The organism is Kitasatospora sp. NPDC059812, assembly GCF_042732075.1.
Lineage (GTDB): Bacteria > Actinomycetota > Actinomycetes > Streptomycetales > Streptomycetaceae > Kitasatospora.
The window spans coordinates 1-16100 of sequence record NZ_JBHWIO010000089.1; the positions used below are offsets into that span (position 1 = coordinate 1).

Genomic DNA, 16100 nt, shown 5'->3' on the forward strand with positions numbered 1-16100 from the left:
TGACTTTTGGCACGCTGTTGAGTTCTCAAGGAACGGACACTTCCTTCGGACCGCCTTCCAGCGGGCCCTCCGGGCGCTTCGTTCTTTCGTGTTTCAAGCTTATCAGATGTTTTCCGCTCCGTTTTCCGGAGTTTCATTTACCTGAGTGGCTTTCGCCTTTCGGCGCTCCCGAACTCTATCAGAGTTTTTCGGGCCGTTTTCCGCGGTCATTCTCGAATTCGCATTCGAGAAACTTCCTGCGGGGCCGTCCCGTGGGGCAACCCGGAGAACATTACGCACCGGGCTGCCCCACGTCAAACCAGCCGCCGGAGGCTCAGACCTCGACGACGACCGGCAGGATCATCGGCCGGCGGCGGTAGTTGTCCGCCACCCACTTGCCGACGGTCCGGCGGACCAGCTGCTGGACCTGGCGGGGCTCCAGCACGCCGTCGCTCGCCGAGCGGTCCAGGGCCTCCTGGAGCTTGGCGGCGACCGGCACGAACGCGTTGTCGTCGATGCCGGAGCCGCGGGCCTGGAAGGTCGGACCGCCCACGATCTTGCCGTTGGTCGAGTCGACCGCGACGAAGACCGAGATGAAGCCCTCCTCGCCGAGGATCCTGCGGTCCTTGAGCGAGGCCTCGGTGATGTCGCCGACCGAGGCGCCGTCCACGTAGACGTACCCGGCCTGCACCTTGCCGACGATCCGGGCGACGCCCTTCTCCAGGTCGACGCAGACGCCGTCCTCGGCGATGACCACGCGGTTGCGCGGAATGCCGGTGGCGATGCCCAGGTCGGCGGCGGCCCGCAGGTGGCGCCACTCGCCGTGGACCGGCATCAGGTTGCGCGGCTTGCAGATGTTGAAGAAGTACAGCAGCTCACCGGCCGAGGCGTGGCCGGAGACGTGCACCTTGGCGTTGCCCTTGTGCACGACCTTGGCGCCCCAGCGGGTGAGGCCGTTGATCACCCGGTAGACGGCGTTCTCGTTGCCCGGGATGAGCGACGAGGCCAGGACGACGGTGTCGCCCTCGACGATGCGGATCTGGTGGTCGCGGTTGGCCATCCGGGACAGCGCCGCCATCGGCTCGCCCTGGGAGCCGGTGCAGATCAGCACGACGTCCTTGTCCGGCAGGTCGTCGAGCTGCTTGACGTCGACGACCATGTTGCCGGGGACCTTCAGGTAGCCGAGGTCGCGGGCGATGCCCATGTTGCGGACCATCGAGCGGCCGACGAAGGCGACCTTGCGCTTGTACTCGTGCGCGGCGTCCAGCACCTGCTGGATGCGGTGCACGTGGCTGGCGAAGGAGGCGACGATGATGCGCTTGTCGGCGTTCGCGAAGACGTTCCGCAGCGCGGCCGAGATGTCCCGCTCGGGCGGGATGAAGCCGGGGACCTCGGCGTTGGTGGAGTCCACCAGCAGCAGGTCCATGCCCTCTTCGGCCAGCTTGGCGAAGGTCGGCAGGTCGGTCAGGCGGCCGTCGAGCGGCAGCTGGTCCATCTTGAAGTCGCCGGTGGCCACGACCATGCCCGCGGGGGTGCGGACGGCGACCGCCAGGGCGTCCGGGATGGAGTGGTTGACCGCGATGAACTCGCAGTCGAAGGGGCCGATGCGCTCGCGCTCGCCCTCCTTGACCTCCAGCACGTACGGCCGGATGCGGTGCTCGGCGAGCTTGGCCTCGATCAGGGCGAGGGTGAGCTTGGAGCCGATCAGCGGGATGTCCGGGTTCTCCCGCAGGAGGAACGGGACGGCGCCGATGTGGTCCTCGTGCCCGTGGGTGAGGACGATGCCGTCGATCTTGTCGAGGCGGTCCCGGATGTAGGTGAAGTCCGGGAGGATCAGGTCCACACCGGGCTGCTCGTCCTCGGGGAAGAGGACGCCGCAGTCGACGATCAGGATGCGGCCCCCGTATTCGAAGACCGTCATGTTGCGGCCGATCTCGCCGAGACCGCCGAGCGGGGTGATGCGGAGGGCGCCCTCCTTCAGGGCCGGGGGTGCGCCGAGTTCGGGGTGCGGGTGGCTCAAAAGACTCTCCTCACGACGCACGCCATATGCCCGGGGTCCTCCCCCTGAAGACATATGGCGTGCGTACTCAGTGTCGTTTTTCCTACTGGGTCGGTGCTCTCGCGCCGTCGGTCCGGTCCAGCGGCGGGCCCGTGAGGGTCCGGCGAGCCGGGGCGCGCACGTCTTCGTCTGTTACAGGTGTACCCCGCCGGCGGCGAGATCCTTCGTCAATCGTGCGATCTCCTCGGGAGTCGCGCCGACCAGCGGCAGCCGCAGCGGGCCGGCCGGCAGTCCCTGGAGCTCCAGCGCGGCCTTGGCGAGAATGACGCCCTGCGTGCGGAACATACCGCTGAACACCGGGAGCAGGCCCTGGTGGATCGCCGTGGCCTTGGCCACATCGCCGGCCAGGTACGCCTCGATCATCGCACGCAGTTCGCCGGCCACGACGTGTCCGACGACGCTGACCACTCCGGCGGCTCCGACCGACAGCAGCGGCAGGTTGAGGATGTCGTCGCCGGAGTACCAGGCGAGGTCGGAGCGGGCGATGGCCCAGGCGGCGGCGCCGAGGTCGCCCTTGGCGTCCTTGTTGGCGACGATCCGCGGGTGCTCGCCGAGGCGGACCAGCGTCTCGTGGCTCAGCGCGACACCGCTGCGGCCCGGGATGTCGTAGAGCATGACCGGCAGCCCGGTGGTGTCCGCGATGTGCACGGTGTGCCGGTACAGGCCCTCCTGCGGGGGCTTGCTGTAGTACGGCGTGACGACCAGCAGGCCGTGGGCTCCGGCGGCCTCCGCCTGTCGCGCCAGCTCGGCACTGTGGTGGGTGTCGTTGGTGCCGACGCCGGCCACCACGTGGGCGCGATCCCCGACCGCCTCCACCACGGCGCGGACGAGCTGGGCCTTCTCGGCGTCGCTGGTGGTCGGGGACTCACCGGTGGTGCCGTTGACGACGAGGCCGTCGTTGCCGGAGTCCACGAGGTGTGTGGCGAGGCGCTGGGCGCCGTCGAGGTCGAGTCCGCCGTCGGCGGTGAACGGGGTGACCATCGCGGTCAGGACCCGGCCGAACGGCGTCTGGGGGGTGGAGGTCGGAGCCATGCGTCCAAAGCTACTCGTAGGCGGTGGGGCGGTAACCACACCGGTCCAGTGTTCGGACAGGGGCATACCGTGCGAAGCGGCGGAAACAGGCGGTGACATGGGATTCCGGTGCTGCCCGCTCGGGGGTTCGGGCAGCACCGGAATCCGTGTTCATGAATGTAGGGAGCGGCTAGAAAAGCCGCAATCCAGACATGCGAGACACTCCGCCCATATGCCTATCGTCCCAGGTCAGGGAGCGACCCGGCCGTGCTTCTCGAAGGCCGCATGGGTGAGCGGCATGAGCCGCGCCCACTCCTGCTCCATCTGCTCGGCGACCATCTCGATCTCGCGCTGCGGGAAGGACGGCACCGCCGAGTGCTCCCGCTTGGTCCGCAGCGACAGGAAGTGCATCAGCGAACGGGAGTTGCAGGTCGCGTACATCGAGGAGAACAGGCCGACCGGCAGCACCGCGCGGGCCACCTCGCGGGCCACGCCGGCCGCCAGCATCTCCTGGTAGCGCGCGTAGGACTCGCGGTACGCGGCCTCCATCGCCTCGGTGGTGGTCCTGTGCTGCTCGGGGGTGCCGTCGACGAACTCGTAGCGGCCCGGGCGGCCCTGCTGGACGAGCTTGCGCTCCTCCGCCGGGACGTAGAAGACCGGCTGCAGCTCGCGGTAGCGGCCGGACTCCTCGTTGTAGGACCAGCCGCTGCGGTGCCGGTGGAACTCCCGGAACACGAAGATCGGCGCGCTGATGAAGAAGGTCATCGAGTTGTGCTCGAAGGGGGTGCCGTGCCGGTCCCGCATCAGGAAGTTGATCAGGCCCTTGGACTTCTCCGGGTCCTGCTGGACCGCCTCCAGGGACTGCTCCCCCGCGGTCGAGACGCGGGCCGCCCAGATGACGTCCGAGTCGGCGGCCGCGCTGCGGACCAGCTCGACCGTGACGTCGCTGCGGAAGCTGGGGGCCGTCGGTTCGTCGCTCACGCGTTACTCCTTGCGGGTTCGGTGCTGTGCAGCTTGATGGCGTGCTGCATGGTCTTGCGGGCGCGCGGGGTGTCGCCGGCGTCGGCGTACGCCACCGCGAGGCGGAACCAGACCCGCCAGTCGGCCGGCGCGGCCTCCGCCTCGGCCTGGCGGCGGGCGAACACCGCGTCGGCCGAGGCCCGGTCGATGCGCCCGCCGGTGGTGCGCTGGAGCTCGTCCACCGGCAGGCCGCCCTCGGCCTCCAGCTCCCGGGCGAGCTGCTCGCTGGCCCGGCCGAACCGGACGGTCTGGCGCAGGAACCAGACGCCGATCACCGGGATGACGAAGGCGCACAGGCCGATGCCGATGCCGAGCGGCTTGCCGGTGGCGACCAGCTGGACACCCTCCCCGACGCAGAGGAGGGCGACCAGCAGCAGCACGCCGGACAGGACGAAGAATCCGGTACGGGACGTCATGCCGGGCTCACAGGTCCAGGAAGTGTTCGAGGCCCAGGGTGAGCCCCGGCGTCTCCACGACCTTGCGCACACCGAGCAGGATGCCCGGCATGAAGCTGCTGTGGTGCAGCGAGTCGTGCCGGATGGTGAGCGTCTCACCGGTGTCGCCGAACATCACCTGCTGGTGGGCGAGCAGCCCGCGCAGCCGGACGGCGTGCACCGGCACCCCGTCCACGTCGGCGCCGCGGGCGCCGGGCAGGCCGTGGGTGGTCGGGTCCTGCTGCTGCGGGCGGCCGGCCTCGGCGCGGGCGGCCGCGATCAGCTGCGCGGTACGGGTGGCGGTGCCGCTGGGGGCGTCGGCCTTGCGGTCGTGGTGCAGCTCGACCACCTCGACCGACTCGAAGTACTTCGCCGCGGTCTGCGCGAACTTCATGCCGAGCACCGCGCCGATGGAGAAGTTCGGCGCGATCAGCAGGCCCAGCTCGGGGGCCTGGTCGAGCCAGCCGCGGACGGTGGCCAGCCGCTCGTCCGTCCAGCCGGTGGTCCCGGTGACCACGTGGATGCCGTGGTGCAGGCAGTAGTCGAGGTTGCCCATCACCGAGTCCGGGTGGGTGAGTTCGACGGCGACCTGGACGCCGGCCTCGGTCAGCTCCGCCGGCTCGGACCCGCGGCCCAGGGTGGCCACCAGTTCGAGGTCCGGTGCGGCCTCGACGGCCTTGACCGCCTCGGAGCCGATCCGGCCGTTGGCACCGATCACGGCGACACGCAGCGTCATAGCGAAATGTCCTCTCACACCAGCAGATCGGCGAGCTTGGCGGCCCGCTTGTCGTTGACCGGTCCGATCAGCGCCAGCGACGGCCGGTACGCGCCCAGCACATCACGGGCCACCGCGTGGACGTCGTCCAGGGTCACGGCCGCGATCCGCGCCAGCATCTCGTCCACCGACAGGTGGTGTCCGTAGCTCAGCTCGGCCTTGCCGATCCGGTTCATCAGCGAGCCGGTGTCCTCCATGCCCAGCACGGTGGAGCCGGAGATCTGGCCGATCGCGCGCCGCAGCTCCTCCTCGGTGATGCCCTCGGCGACCACCTTGGCCAGCTCCGCGCGACAGATCCGCAGCACCTCCTCGACCCGCTTGGGCTGGCAGCCGGCGTAGATGCCGAACAGGCCGCTGTCCGCGTAGGACGAGGAGTACGAGTACACCGAGTACGCCAGGCCGCGCTTCTCCCGGACCTCCTGGAACAGCCGGGAGCTCATCCCGCCGCCGAGGGCCGCGTTGAGCACGCCCATCGCCCAGCGGCGCTCGTCGTGCCGCGGCACCCCGGGCACGCCCAGCACCAGGTGGGCCTGCTCGGTGGAGCGGTTGAGCACCTCGACCCGGCCGGCCGTGCGCAGCGCCTTGACGCCGCGGCGGGCCTCGGCGGGGGCCGCGTCGGAGCGGGCCAGCACCGCCGCGAAGGCCTGCTCGACCTGCTTGACCACCGTGTGGTGGTCGAGGTTGCCGGCGGCCGAGACCACCAGGTTCTCGGGCCGGTAACGGCGGCGGTAGAAGCCGGCGATCTGCTCCCGGGTGAGCACCTTGATGGTCTCCTGGGTGCCCAGGATGGGGCGGCCGAGCGGGCCGCTGCCGAAGATCACCTTGGCGAACAGGTCGTGCACCACGTCGCCCGGGTCGTCCTCGGCCATCGCCATCTCCTCGAGGATGACGCCGCGCTCGGCGTCGACGTCCTCGGAGCGGATCAGCGAGCCGGTGACCATGTCGCAGACCACGTCGATGGCCAGCGGCAGGTCGGTGTCCAGGACCCGGGCGTAGTAGCAGGTGTTCTCCTTCGCGGTGAAGGCGTTCATCTCACCGCCGACCGCGTCCAGGGCAGCCGAGATGTCCAGCGCGCTGCGCCGCGCGGTGCCCTTGAAGAGCAGGTGCTCCAGGTAGTGGGTGGCGCCGTTGAGCTGCGGGGTCTCGTCCCGCGAGCCGACGCCGACCCAGATGCCGAAGGTGGCGGAGCGCACCGTCGGCAGGGTCTCGGTGACGACCCGAAGGCCGCCGGGGAGGACGGTGCGGCGCACCGTGCCGGCGCCGTCCGCGCCCTTGAGCAGGGTCCGGGTGGAGCCGGGGCGCTGCTTCGCCGCCGGGGCCTGAGCCACGGGGGGTACCTCCAGAGGAAACACGCGTGGGAACGCTTGGACGAACGCGGGGGCAACAGGGTGCGGCCCGCACGCCGGGAGGCGTACGGGCCGCAAGGATCAGCTAGCGGCGCTTCACTCGGAAGCGGTCTCGCCGGCTTCCTCGCCCTCGACGACGGGGATGAGGGAGAGCTTGCCGCGCGGGTCGATCTCGGCGATCTCGACCTGCACCTTGGCGCCGACACCGAGGACATCCTCGACGTTCTCGACGCGCTTGCCGCCGGCCAGCTTGCGGATCTGCGAGATGTGCAGCAGGCCGTCCTTGCCCGGCATGAGCGAGACGAACGCGCCGAACGTCGTGGTCTTCACCACGGTGCCCAGGTAGCGCTCGCCGACCTCCGGCATGGTCGGGTTGGCGATCTGGTTGATCGTGGTGCGGGCGGCCTCGGCGGCCGGTCCGTCGGCGGCACCGATGTAGATGGTGCCGTCGTCCTCGATCGTGATCTCGGCGCCGGTGTCCTCCTGGATCTGGTTGATCATCTTGCCCTTGGGGCCGATGACCTCACCGATCTTGTCCACCGGGATCTTGATGGTGATGATCCGCGGGGCGTTCGGGGACATCTCGTCCGGCGTGTCGATGGCCTCGTTCATCACGTCGAGGATGTGCAGACGCGCGTCCTTGGCCTGCTTCAGCGCGGCGGCCAGCACCGACGCCGGGATGCCGTTGAGCTTGGTGTCCAGCTGCAGGGCGGTGATGAAGTTGCGGGTACCGGCGACCTTGAAGTCCATGTCGCCGTACGCGTCCTCGGCACCGAGGATGTCGGTCAGCGCGACGTAGTGGGTCTCACCGTCGATCTCCTGGGAGATCAGGCCCATGGCGATACCGGCGACGGCGGCCTTCAGCGGCACACCGGCGTTCAGCAGCGACATGGTGGAGGCGCAGACCGAGCCCATCGAGGTGGAGCCGTTGGAGCTCAGCGCCTCGGAGACCTGGCGGATGGCGTACGGGAAGTCCTCACGCGAGGGCAGCACGGGGATGATCGCCCGCTCCGCCAGCGCGCCGTGGCCGATCTCGCGGCGCTTGGGCGCACCCACGCGGCCGGTCTCGCCGACCGAGTACGGCGGGAAGTTGTAGTTGTGCATGTAGCGGCGACGCGTCTCCGGGGAGAGCGTGTCCAGCTGCTGCTCCATGCGCAGCATGTTGAGGGTGGTGACGCCCAGGATCTGGGTCTCGCCACGCTCGAACAGGGCCGAGCCGTGCACGCGCGGGATGGCCTCGACCTCGGCGGCCAGGGTGCGGATGTCGGTGACACCGCGGCCGTCGATGCGGACCTTGTCCTTGATGACGCGCTCGCGGACGACCTTCTTGGTCAGCGCGTTGTAGGCGGCGCTGATCTCCTTCTCGCGGCCCTCGAACTCGGGGAGCAGCTTCTCGGCGGCCAGCGCCTTGACGCGGTCCAGCTCGTTGTTGCGCTCCTGCTTGCCCGGGATGGTGAGGGCCTGGGCGAGCTCGTCCTTGACGGCGGCGGTCAGCGCGGCGAGGACGTCGTCCTGGTAGTCCAGGAAGACCGGGAACACGCCGGTCGGCTTGGCGGCCTGGGCGGCGAGCTGCGACTGGGCGGCGCACAGCACCTTGATGAACGGCTTGGCGGCGTCCAGACCGGCGGCGACGACGTCCTCGGTCGGCGCCTCGGCGCCGCCCTCGACCAGCTTGATGGTCTTGTCGGTGGCCTCGGCCTCGACCATCATGATCGCGACGTCGCCGTCCGGCAGGACGCGACCGGCGACGACCATGTCGAAGACGGCCGACTCCAGCTCGCTGTGGGTCGGGAAGGCCACCCACTGGCCGTTGATCAGCGCGACGCGGACGCCGCCGATCGGGCCGGAGAACGGCAGGCCCGCCAGCTGGGTGGACGCGGAGGCGGCGTTGATGGCCACCACGTCGTACAGGTGGTCGGGGTTGAGCGCCATGACGGTGCAGACGACCTGGACCTCGTTGCGCAGGCCCTTGACGAAGGACGGGCGCAGCGGGCGGTCGATCAGGCGGCAGGTGAGGATCGCGTCCTCGGAGGGCCGGCCCTCACGACGGAAGAACGAGCCGGGGATGCGGCCCGCGGCGTACATGCGCTCCTCGACGTCCACGGTCAGCGGGAAGAAGTCGAAGTGCTCCTTCGGCTGCTTGGACGCGCTGGTGGCCGACAGCACCATGGTGTCGTCGTCCAGGTAGGCCACGGCGGAGCCGGCGGCCTGACGGGCCAGACGGCCGGTCTCGAAGCGGATGGTACGGGTGCCGAAGGAACCGTTGTCGATCACGGCCTCGGCGTAGAACACGTTCTCTTCCACCTGGAAGATCTCCTCTTTCGTACGTCTCCGGGAGAGCGTCCCCGCGCTGCCTGCCGGCTGGCCCTGGCCCTCCTGGCAAGGAGGACGGCAGTCGGGCCGGTCTTCGATCGAAGCCTCCGGGGTGCTCCGCTCGGTCTGCGGGGCTTCCGGGGGCCACTACCGAGGACCGGCGCCTCACGGCTGCCGGGCCGGGACGGGCGGTCCGCGTCTGGACGCTCTCTCGGATGCGGGCGGCTTCCGTTTGAAGCCTTCGGCCCGCGGGGGGTTCGGGTTCGTCTGCCCGGGTGGCGCGCTGGTGCGCCATCACCGGGCATGCCCACAACCCTACGGTGCAATCCTCGGCCACCTGGGGAGGTACGCGCGAGTTGTTATGTCCGGGCGCCGCGGCTCGGGGTGTCCGCGGCATACGCGCGAGGGGCGGCTCCCCGGTGTGGGGAGCCGCCCCGAGCGGCGGTCTTAGCGGGCGCCACCGGCGGCACCGCGGCGGATGCCCAGGCGGTCGACGAGCGTACGGAAGCGCTCGATGTCCTTCTTGGCCAGGTACTGCAGCAGGCGGCGGCGCTGGCCGACCAGGATCAGCAGGCCACGACGCGAGTGGTGGTCGTGCTTGTGGGTCTTGAGGTGCTCGGTCAGGTCCGCGATGCGACGGGAGAGCATGGCCACCTGGACCTCGGGGGAACCGGTGTCGCCCTCCTTCTGGCCGAACTCGGCGAAGATCTGCTTCTTGACGTCAGAGGCGAGAGCCACTGCAACTCCTTCAGGGTGTACCGAGCGGTCCTGGTCGACAACACAGGACTGATGAGGACTCGGTGTCGTGACGGAGCGCGGCCGGCGGTCTGCGACCCACCGGAGGCGGACACACGGCTGCGCTCGAAGGCCAAGGGTACCAGTGCCGCCCACCCGGCCGGTCGGCGGGCCGGACGGGCTGAACGGGGCAGGCGGCGCGGGCCGGGCCGGTCAGCTGGTGGCGCCGCGGACCAGCCGGTAGACGTCCAGGACGGCGAGTGCCAGCGGGACGAGGGAGATCAGGGTCAGGCTGTCGACCAGGTCCAGGATGCGCCCCCAGAACGGGGAGACGCCGAGCCGGGGCACCACCAGCGCGATCGCGGCGAGCAGCGCCGCGCCGAACGCGATGGAGGCCGCCAGCCAGACGGTGCGCAGGTCGACCTCGGTGGAGCTGGCGGCGCGCAGGATGAACTGCGGGGTGTGCAGGGACAGGCCGATGATCAGCAGGGCCAGGCCGAGCAGCCCGGCGATGGTGAGGCTGAAGACCTGCGCGGTGTAGCGGAACAGCCGGGCGCGCAGCATCGTGGCCAGGCCCAGGGCGAGCGCGAGCAGCTCGGAGAACGTCCGATCGGTGAAGCCGAGGACGGCGCAGGAGCCGACCACGACCGCGGCGCAGCCGCCGACCAGGCCGACCAGGACCTCGTGGCCGCGGCGGGCCTGGTGGGCGATCCGCTCGTACTGGACGGCCTCGGCGCGCTCGGCCTCCTCGTCGTAGTCGCGGCTGCGGGTGCGGGTCTGGCCCGGGGCGCTGAAGCCGACGGGCAGCCGGGCGAAGCGGGCGGAGAGGCCGGGCAGGAAGCCGACGGCCGCGACGGCGGTGATGCCGGTGACGGCGGCGATGTGCCCGGCCGGGGTGTCCGGCAGCAGGACGGCGGCGAAGGTGGCGAGCGCCCCGGCGGCCGCGACCAGGGCGGCGGCGACGAACACCGCGTCCTTCTCGGGGAGCAGTCCGACCAGTAGCACGGCGACCACCAAGGCGGCGACGCAGCCGGCCAGGAACTGGAGCCGGCCGGGGCCGTCCCACGGGTGGGCGACGGCGAGGACGCCGCTGCCGCCGATCATGGCGTGCGGCAGGGCGCCGAGGCCGAGCGCGAGCGCGGCGTGGGCGTCCTGGTAGACCCGGGCGCGGACGCCGGCCAGCGCGGTGAGGACGACGGCGGTGACGCCGGCCAGGACGCCGGGCAGGCCGTGCATGTCGTGGCGCAGGTCGGCGAACCAGAGCGCGAAGCCGAGCAGGACGAGCAGCAGTGCGGCGCCGATCAGGCCGAAGGCCCGCATGAGTTCGGCGCTCCAGAGCCGGCGGTCGGTCTCGACGGCGCTGGCGATCGCGTCGGCGACGTCGTCGTAGACGGCCGGCGGGAGGGACTCGGCGAAGGGGCGCAGCGCGAGCAGGTCGCCGTCGCGGACCTGCTGGGCGGCGAGCGGCAGGCCGCTGTCGAGGACGGTGCCGTCGCGGCGCACCAGGTGGAAGCCGGTGGGAGCGCCGTCGGGCCGGCTCTGGTTGGCCAGGCGCAGCACCTCGGGGTAGACGTCCGCGAGCGGGACGTCCTCGGGCAGGGCGACGTCGATCCGGCGGTCCGGGGCGACGACGGTGACCCGGCAGTAGCCGGTCGCGGCGGCGTTGCTCATCGCCGCACCTCGGTCCTTCGACGCACTGGGCGCTCCCCCTTGTTGACGGTGCCGCGGCACGGCGGCGCTCGGTGTGGCAGTGGAACCGGCCCGACCGGGCCGCGAGTTGGCGCGGCGTTACCCTACCCGCTCGGTTCGTGCCCGGCCCCGGTGCGGGCCGGGCCCCCGGCGGGGGGTGCGGACGCGGGCCTGGCGGGCGGTACGGGGGCGACCGTTAGGATCGGCCCCTGCGCGCGGTACGGGGGGCGGCGCCGTGTGGTGCGTCCTCGCCCTGGTGAATCCCGTACGAGCCGTACGAGCCGTACGAGTCCAGTTGCGTGAGGGCTGATGCCGAAGTGATCGATCGACGCCGCGGGGTGGATGACACATGGGTGTGATCACGGTCAAGCGCCCGGGCAGGGCCTATCCGCCGGCGGTGCCGGACGAGCCGGTGGAGCTGGTGACCCCGCCCGAACTGCCCCGGCAGGGCGGCGAGGACTGGCTGATGAGCATCCTTCCGATGCTCGGCATGGGCGGCTCGGCGGTGTTCTTCTTCGCGCCGGGCGCGGCGGCCCCGATGAAGATCATGGGCGGTCTGATGGTCGCCTCGACGGTCGGCATGGTGCTGGCGCAGATCATGCGGGCCCGCAGGGGCGGTTCGACCGCGATGGCGGACGAGCGGCGCGACTACCTCAAGTACCTGCAGCAGATGCGCCGCCAGGTGCGCCGCACGGCGGAGCGCCAGCGCGGCGCGCTGCTGTTCCTGAACCCGGCGCCGGACCAGCTGTGGTCGATCGTGGCGGACGGCCGGCGGCTGTGGGAGCGCCGCACCGGGGACGGCGACTTCGCGCAGATCCGGGTGGGCCTGGGCCCGGTGCAGCTGTCGACGCCGCTGGTGGCGCCGCAGACCGCGCCGATGGACGAGCTGGAGCCGCTGTCGGCGGCCGCGATGCACTCCTTCCTGAAGGCCCACGGCACCTTGCAGGACCTGCCGCTGGCGGTGTCGCTGCGCGCCTTCTACCACGTCACGGTGTGCGGGGACGCGGACTCGGTGTACGGCAACGTGCGCGCGATGATCGCCCAGCTGACCACCCTGCACTCGCCGGACGACCTGCTGGTCGCGGTGGCCGCGGCGCCGGGCGCGGCGGAGGAGTGGGAGTGGACCAAGTGGCTCCCGCACAACCAGCACCGCAAGGAGGCCGACGGCGCGGGCTCGCGCCGGCTGATCGCCACCGACCTGGGCGAGCTGGAGTTCCTGTTGCAGGACGAGCTGGCCGGCCGCCAGCGGTTCGTGCGGGACGCGGCGCCCGCGCCGGACCAGCCGCACCTGGTGGTGGTGATGGACGGCGCCGGGGTGCCGCCGAACTCGCTGCTGGCGAGCCCCGAGGGCGTGCAGGGGGTGACCGTCATCGAGGTGGTGCCGGGCGACCTGGACGAGCCGAGCGGGCACCTGATGGTGACGGTGAGCCCGCAGGAGCTGGTGCTGCGCTCGGCCTCCGGGGCGACGTACACCGGCACGCCGGACCTGCTCTCGGTCTGGCAGTGCGAGGCACTGGCACGGCAGTTGGCGCCGTACCGGCTCTCGGCCGGCGGGGACGACGAGCCGCTGCTGTCGAACCTGGACTTCACCGACCTGATGAACTCGGGCGACCCGGGCTCCTTCGACGTGACGCGCAGCTGGCGTCCGCGCGCCCAGCACGAGCGGATGCGGGTGCCGATCGGGGTCGGCGCGAACGGCGAGCACGTCTACCTGGACATCAAGGAGGCCGCGCTGGAGGGCATGGGCCCGCACGGCCTGTGCGTGGGCGCGACCGGCTCCGGCAAGTCGGAGCTGCTGCGCACCCTGGTGCTGGCGCTGGCGATGACGCACTCCTCGGAGATCCTGAACTTCGTCCTCGCCGACTTCAAGGGCGGCGCGACCTTCTCCGGCATGGCGGACATGCCGCACACCTCCGCGGTGATCACCAACCTGGAGGGCGAACTCACCCTGGTCGACCGCATGCGCGACGCGATCGAGGGTGAACTGCACCGCCGCCAGGAGCTGCTGCGCTCGGCGGGCAACTACGCCAACATCCACGAGTACGAGCGGGCCCGGGCGGCCGGCGCGGCGCTGGACCCGCTGCCCTCGCTGGTGCTGATCATCGACGAGTTCTCCGAACTGCTCACCGCCAAGCCGGACTTCATCGAGATGTTCATCCAGATCGGCCGGATCGGCCGGTCGCTGGGGGTGCACCTGCTGCTGGCCTCGCAGCGTCTGGAGGAGGGCAAGCTGCGCGGCCTGGACACCTATCTCTCCTACCGGATCGGTCTGCGCACCTTCTCGGCGGCCGAGTCGCGGGCGGCGATCGGGGTGCCGGACGCCTACCACCTGCCGCCGGTGCCAGGCGTCGGGTACCTCAAGTTCGGCGAGGACGTGATGGACCGGTTCAAGGCCGCGTACGTCTCGGGGCCCTACCGGGCGCCGGGGCAGCAGCGGTCGACCGGCGGGCGGCGGGTGAACGCCCGCCCGGTGCTGTTCACCGCGGCCCGGGTGGAGCCGCCGGAGCCGGCGGTGGAGGAGGAGGCGCCGCTCGCCCCGGAGCAGGACGACGCGCTGGTCGACACCGTGCTGGACGTGTTCGTGCAGCGGATGACGGGCCAGGGCCCGGCCGCGCACCAGGTGTGGCTGCCGCCGCTGGAGGAGGCGCCGAGCATGGACCACCTGCTGCCGCCGCTCCAGGTGGTGCCGGAGCGCGGGCTGACCGCGCCCGGCTTCCCGGCGGGCCGGCTGCGGGTGCCGATCGGCATCGTGGACAAGCCGCGCGAGCAGAAGACCGACGTCCTGGAGGTCGACTACGCGGGGGCGGCCGGCCACGGCCTGGTCGTGGGCGGCCCGCGCTCGGGCAAGTCGACGGTGGTGCGCACCACGGTGGCCTCGTTCGCGCTCACCCACACCCCGCGGGAGGTGCAGTTCTACCTGCTGGACTTCGGCGCGGGCAGCTTCCAGTCACTGGCCGGGCTGCCGCACGTCGGCGGGGTGGCCGGGCGCCTGGACGTCGACAAGGTGCGCCGGATGGTCTCCGAGGTGCACGGGGTGCTGAACCGGCGCGAGGAGCTGTTCCGGGCCGCCGGGATCGACACCATCGGCACCTACCGGGCCCGCCGGGCGGCCGGGCAGCTGCCGGACGAGGCGTTCGGCGACGTGTTCCTGGTGATCGACGGCTGGAACACCTTCAAGCAGGAGTTCGAGGTGCTGGAGGCGGTGATCGGCGACATCGCCCAGCGCGGCCTCGGCTACGGCGTCCACCTGGTCATCACCGCGGCCCGGTACGCCGAGGTGCGCCCGGCGCTGAAGGACCTGCTGCAGAACCGGACCGAGCTGAAGCTCGGCGACCCGATGGAGTCCGAGGTGGACCGCCGGGTGGCGCAGAACGTCCCGTCGCTGGCCGGGCGCGGCATCACCCCGGAGCGGCTGCACTTCCTGTCCGCCCTGCCGCGGCTGGACGGCTCCTGCGCGGTGGACGACCTCCAGCACGGGGTGGCCGGCCTGGTCGCCGCCGTCGACGGGGCCTGGACCGGCCCGCGCGCGCCGCAGGTGCGGATGCTGCCGGCGGTCCTGGACGGGAACTCGCTGCCGAAGGGCTTCGAGCGCCCGGAGCGCGGGATCGCCTTCGGCGTGGACGAGGCCGAGCTGGCACCGGCCTTCGTGAACTTCGAGACCGACCCGCTGTTCATCGTCTTCGGCGACACCGAGTCGGGGAAGTCGGCGCTGCTGCGGATGCTGATCAAGCAGATCACCGAGCGGTACACCCCGGACCAGGCGGGCATCGTGGTCGGCGACTACCGGCGCGCGCTGCTGGGCACCGTGCCGCCGGAGTACCTGGTGGAGTACGCGGCCGCGCAGCCGGCCATGGCGGCCATCGTGGACATGCTGCGCGGGGCCTGCGCGCGCCGCCTGCCCGGCCCGGACGTCACCGCCGAGCAGCTGCGCAACCGCAGCTGGTACAGCGGCAAGGACATGTTCGTGGTCGTGGACGACTACGAGCTGGTCGCGACGAGCTCGGGCAACCCGCTGGCGCCGCTGGCGGAGTTCCTGCCGTTCGCCCGGGACATCGGCCTGCGGGTGATCGTGGCCCGCAGCGCGGGCGGCGCCGGCCGCTCGCTGTACGAACCGGTGCTGCAGCGGATGCGCGAGCTGGGCGGGCAGGGCGTGATCCTCTCCGGCAACCGGGACGAGGGCGCGCTGCTGGGGACGGTCAAGCCGATGCCGCTGCCGCCGGGGCGCGGGGTGTACGTGTCGCGCCGGGCGACCGGCGGGCAGATGGTCCAGACGGGCTGGCTGCCGCTGGTGTGAAGGCGCCGGCGCACCGCGCCGGCGGCTACGGACAGTGATCGAGGGGTCGGGCTCGCGGGAGCCCGGCCCCTTCCGCGTCCCAGGTGTCGAAACGTTACCTAGATCTTTCCGGGGCGGGGCTGCGGTTCCCGCACCCCGTCCGGGGGTTGCGGCCGCACAAAGGGGCGCCTGGGCGTATCGCCGTCCGACTCCACGGACACCTTTGAAAGGCGGCTTGCAACACTCTGTTCACCTTGGATTCAGTTGCAATGTGGCAGAGGTAACAAGTCGGACAAAGCTCGCAATGACCGTACGTGATCATCGGATCGCATGTCCATACCCTTCCGCGCAACGGATTCCGAAGCATTTCGGCCATTGACGCAATCAATACGCCCAGGTTCCATTGCGACCCAGGAGCGACCCCACCAGAACCCGAGCAGACAGCCAGCGGAGGCGATACCGCTCC

General features: G+C 71.2%; 10 protein-coding genes. 1 reads left to right on the forward strand and 9 read right to left on the reverse strand.

Annotated features, from left to right (window positions below):
* Positions 1-313: 313 nt before the first annotated feature.
* From ACFV6D_RS31740 to eccD, 9 genes are all read right to left on the reverse strand, one after another.
* Complete coding sequence (locus ACFV6D_RS31740; RefSeq protein ID WP_380425243.1) at positions 314-1999, reverse strand: ribonuclease J; 1686 nt, start codon at positions 1997-1999, stop codon at positions 314-316.
* Positions 2000-2170: 171 nt separating this feature from the next.
* On the reverse strand, positions 2171-3070 hold the full coding sequence (gene dapA, locus ACFV6D_RS31745; RefSeq protein WP_063347602.1) for a 4-hydroxy-tetrahydrodipicolinate synthase: 900 nt from the start codon (positions 3068-3070) through the stop codon (positions 2171-2173).
* 228 nt (positions 3071-3298) lie between these two features.
* Complete coding sequence (gene thyX, locus ACFV6D_RS31750) at positions 3299-4030, reverse strand: FAD-dependent thymidylate synthase (protein WP_063347603.1); 732 nt, start codon at positions 4028-4030, stop codon at positions 3299-3301.
* Positions 4027-4485, reverse strand: coding sequence for a tetratricopeptide repeat protein (locus ACFV6D_RS31755; protein ID WP_063347604.1), 459 nt, complete (start codon positions 4483-4485; stop codon positions 4027-4029). Before ACFV6D_RS31755 ends, thyX begins: the two co-directional genes overlap by 4 nt.
* A gap of 7 nt (positions 4486-4492) precedes the next feature.
* Complete coding sequence (dapB, locus tag ACFV6D_RS31760; RefSeq protein WP_363376711.1) at positions 4493-5239, reverse strand: 4-hydroxy-tetrahydrodipicolinate reductase; 747 nt, start codon at positions 5237-5239, stop codon at positions 4493-4495.
* A 14-nt stretch (positions 5240-5253) separates the two neighbouring features.
* A complete protein-coding gene (locus ACFV6D_RS31765) occupies positions 5254-6606 on the reverse strand; it encodes a pitrilysin family protein (protein WP_350887436.1) in 1353 nt (450 codons plus the stop codon).
* A gap of 114 nt (positions 6607-6720) precedes the next feature.
* Positions 6721-8928 (reverse strand): polyribonucleotide nucleotidyltransferase, encoded by a 2208-nt coding sequence (locus ACFV6D_RS31770; protein WP_063347606.1) that lies wholly within the window; start codon positions 8926-8928, stop codon positions 6721-6723.
* A 456-nt stretch (positions 8929-9384) separates the two neighbouring features.
* A complete protein-coding gene (gene rpsO, locus ACFV6D_RS31775; protein ID WP_063347607.1) occupies positions 9385-9675 on the reverse strand; it encodes a 30S ribosomal protein S15 in 291 nt (96 codons plus the stop codon).
* A gap of 210 nt (positions 9676-9885) precedes the next feature.
* Positions 9886-11343, reverse strand: coding sequence for a type VII secretion integral membrane protein EccD (eccD, locus tag ACFV6D_RS31780; RefSeq protein ID WP_380562207.1), 1458 nt, complete (start codon positions 11341-11343; stop codon positions 9886-9888).
* Positions 11344-11710: 367 nt separating this feature from the next.
* On the opposite strand from eccD, the gene eccCa reads away from it, so the two are divergent.
* On the forward strand, positions 11711-15655 hold the full coding sequence (eccCa, locus tag ACFV6D_RS31785) for a type VII secretion protein EccCa (protein ID WP_380562209.1): 3945 nt from the start codon (positions 11711-11713) through the stop codon (positions 15653-15655).
* Positions 15656-16100 lie beyond the last annotated feature (445 nt).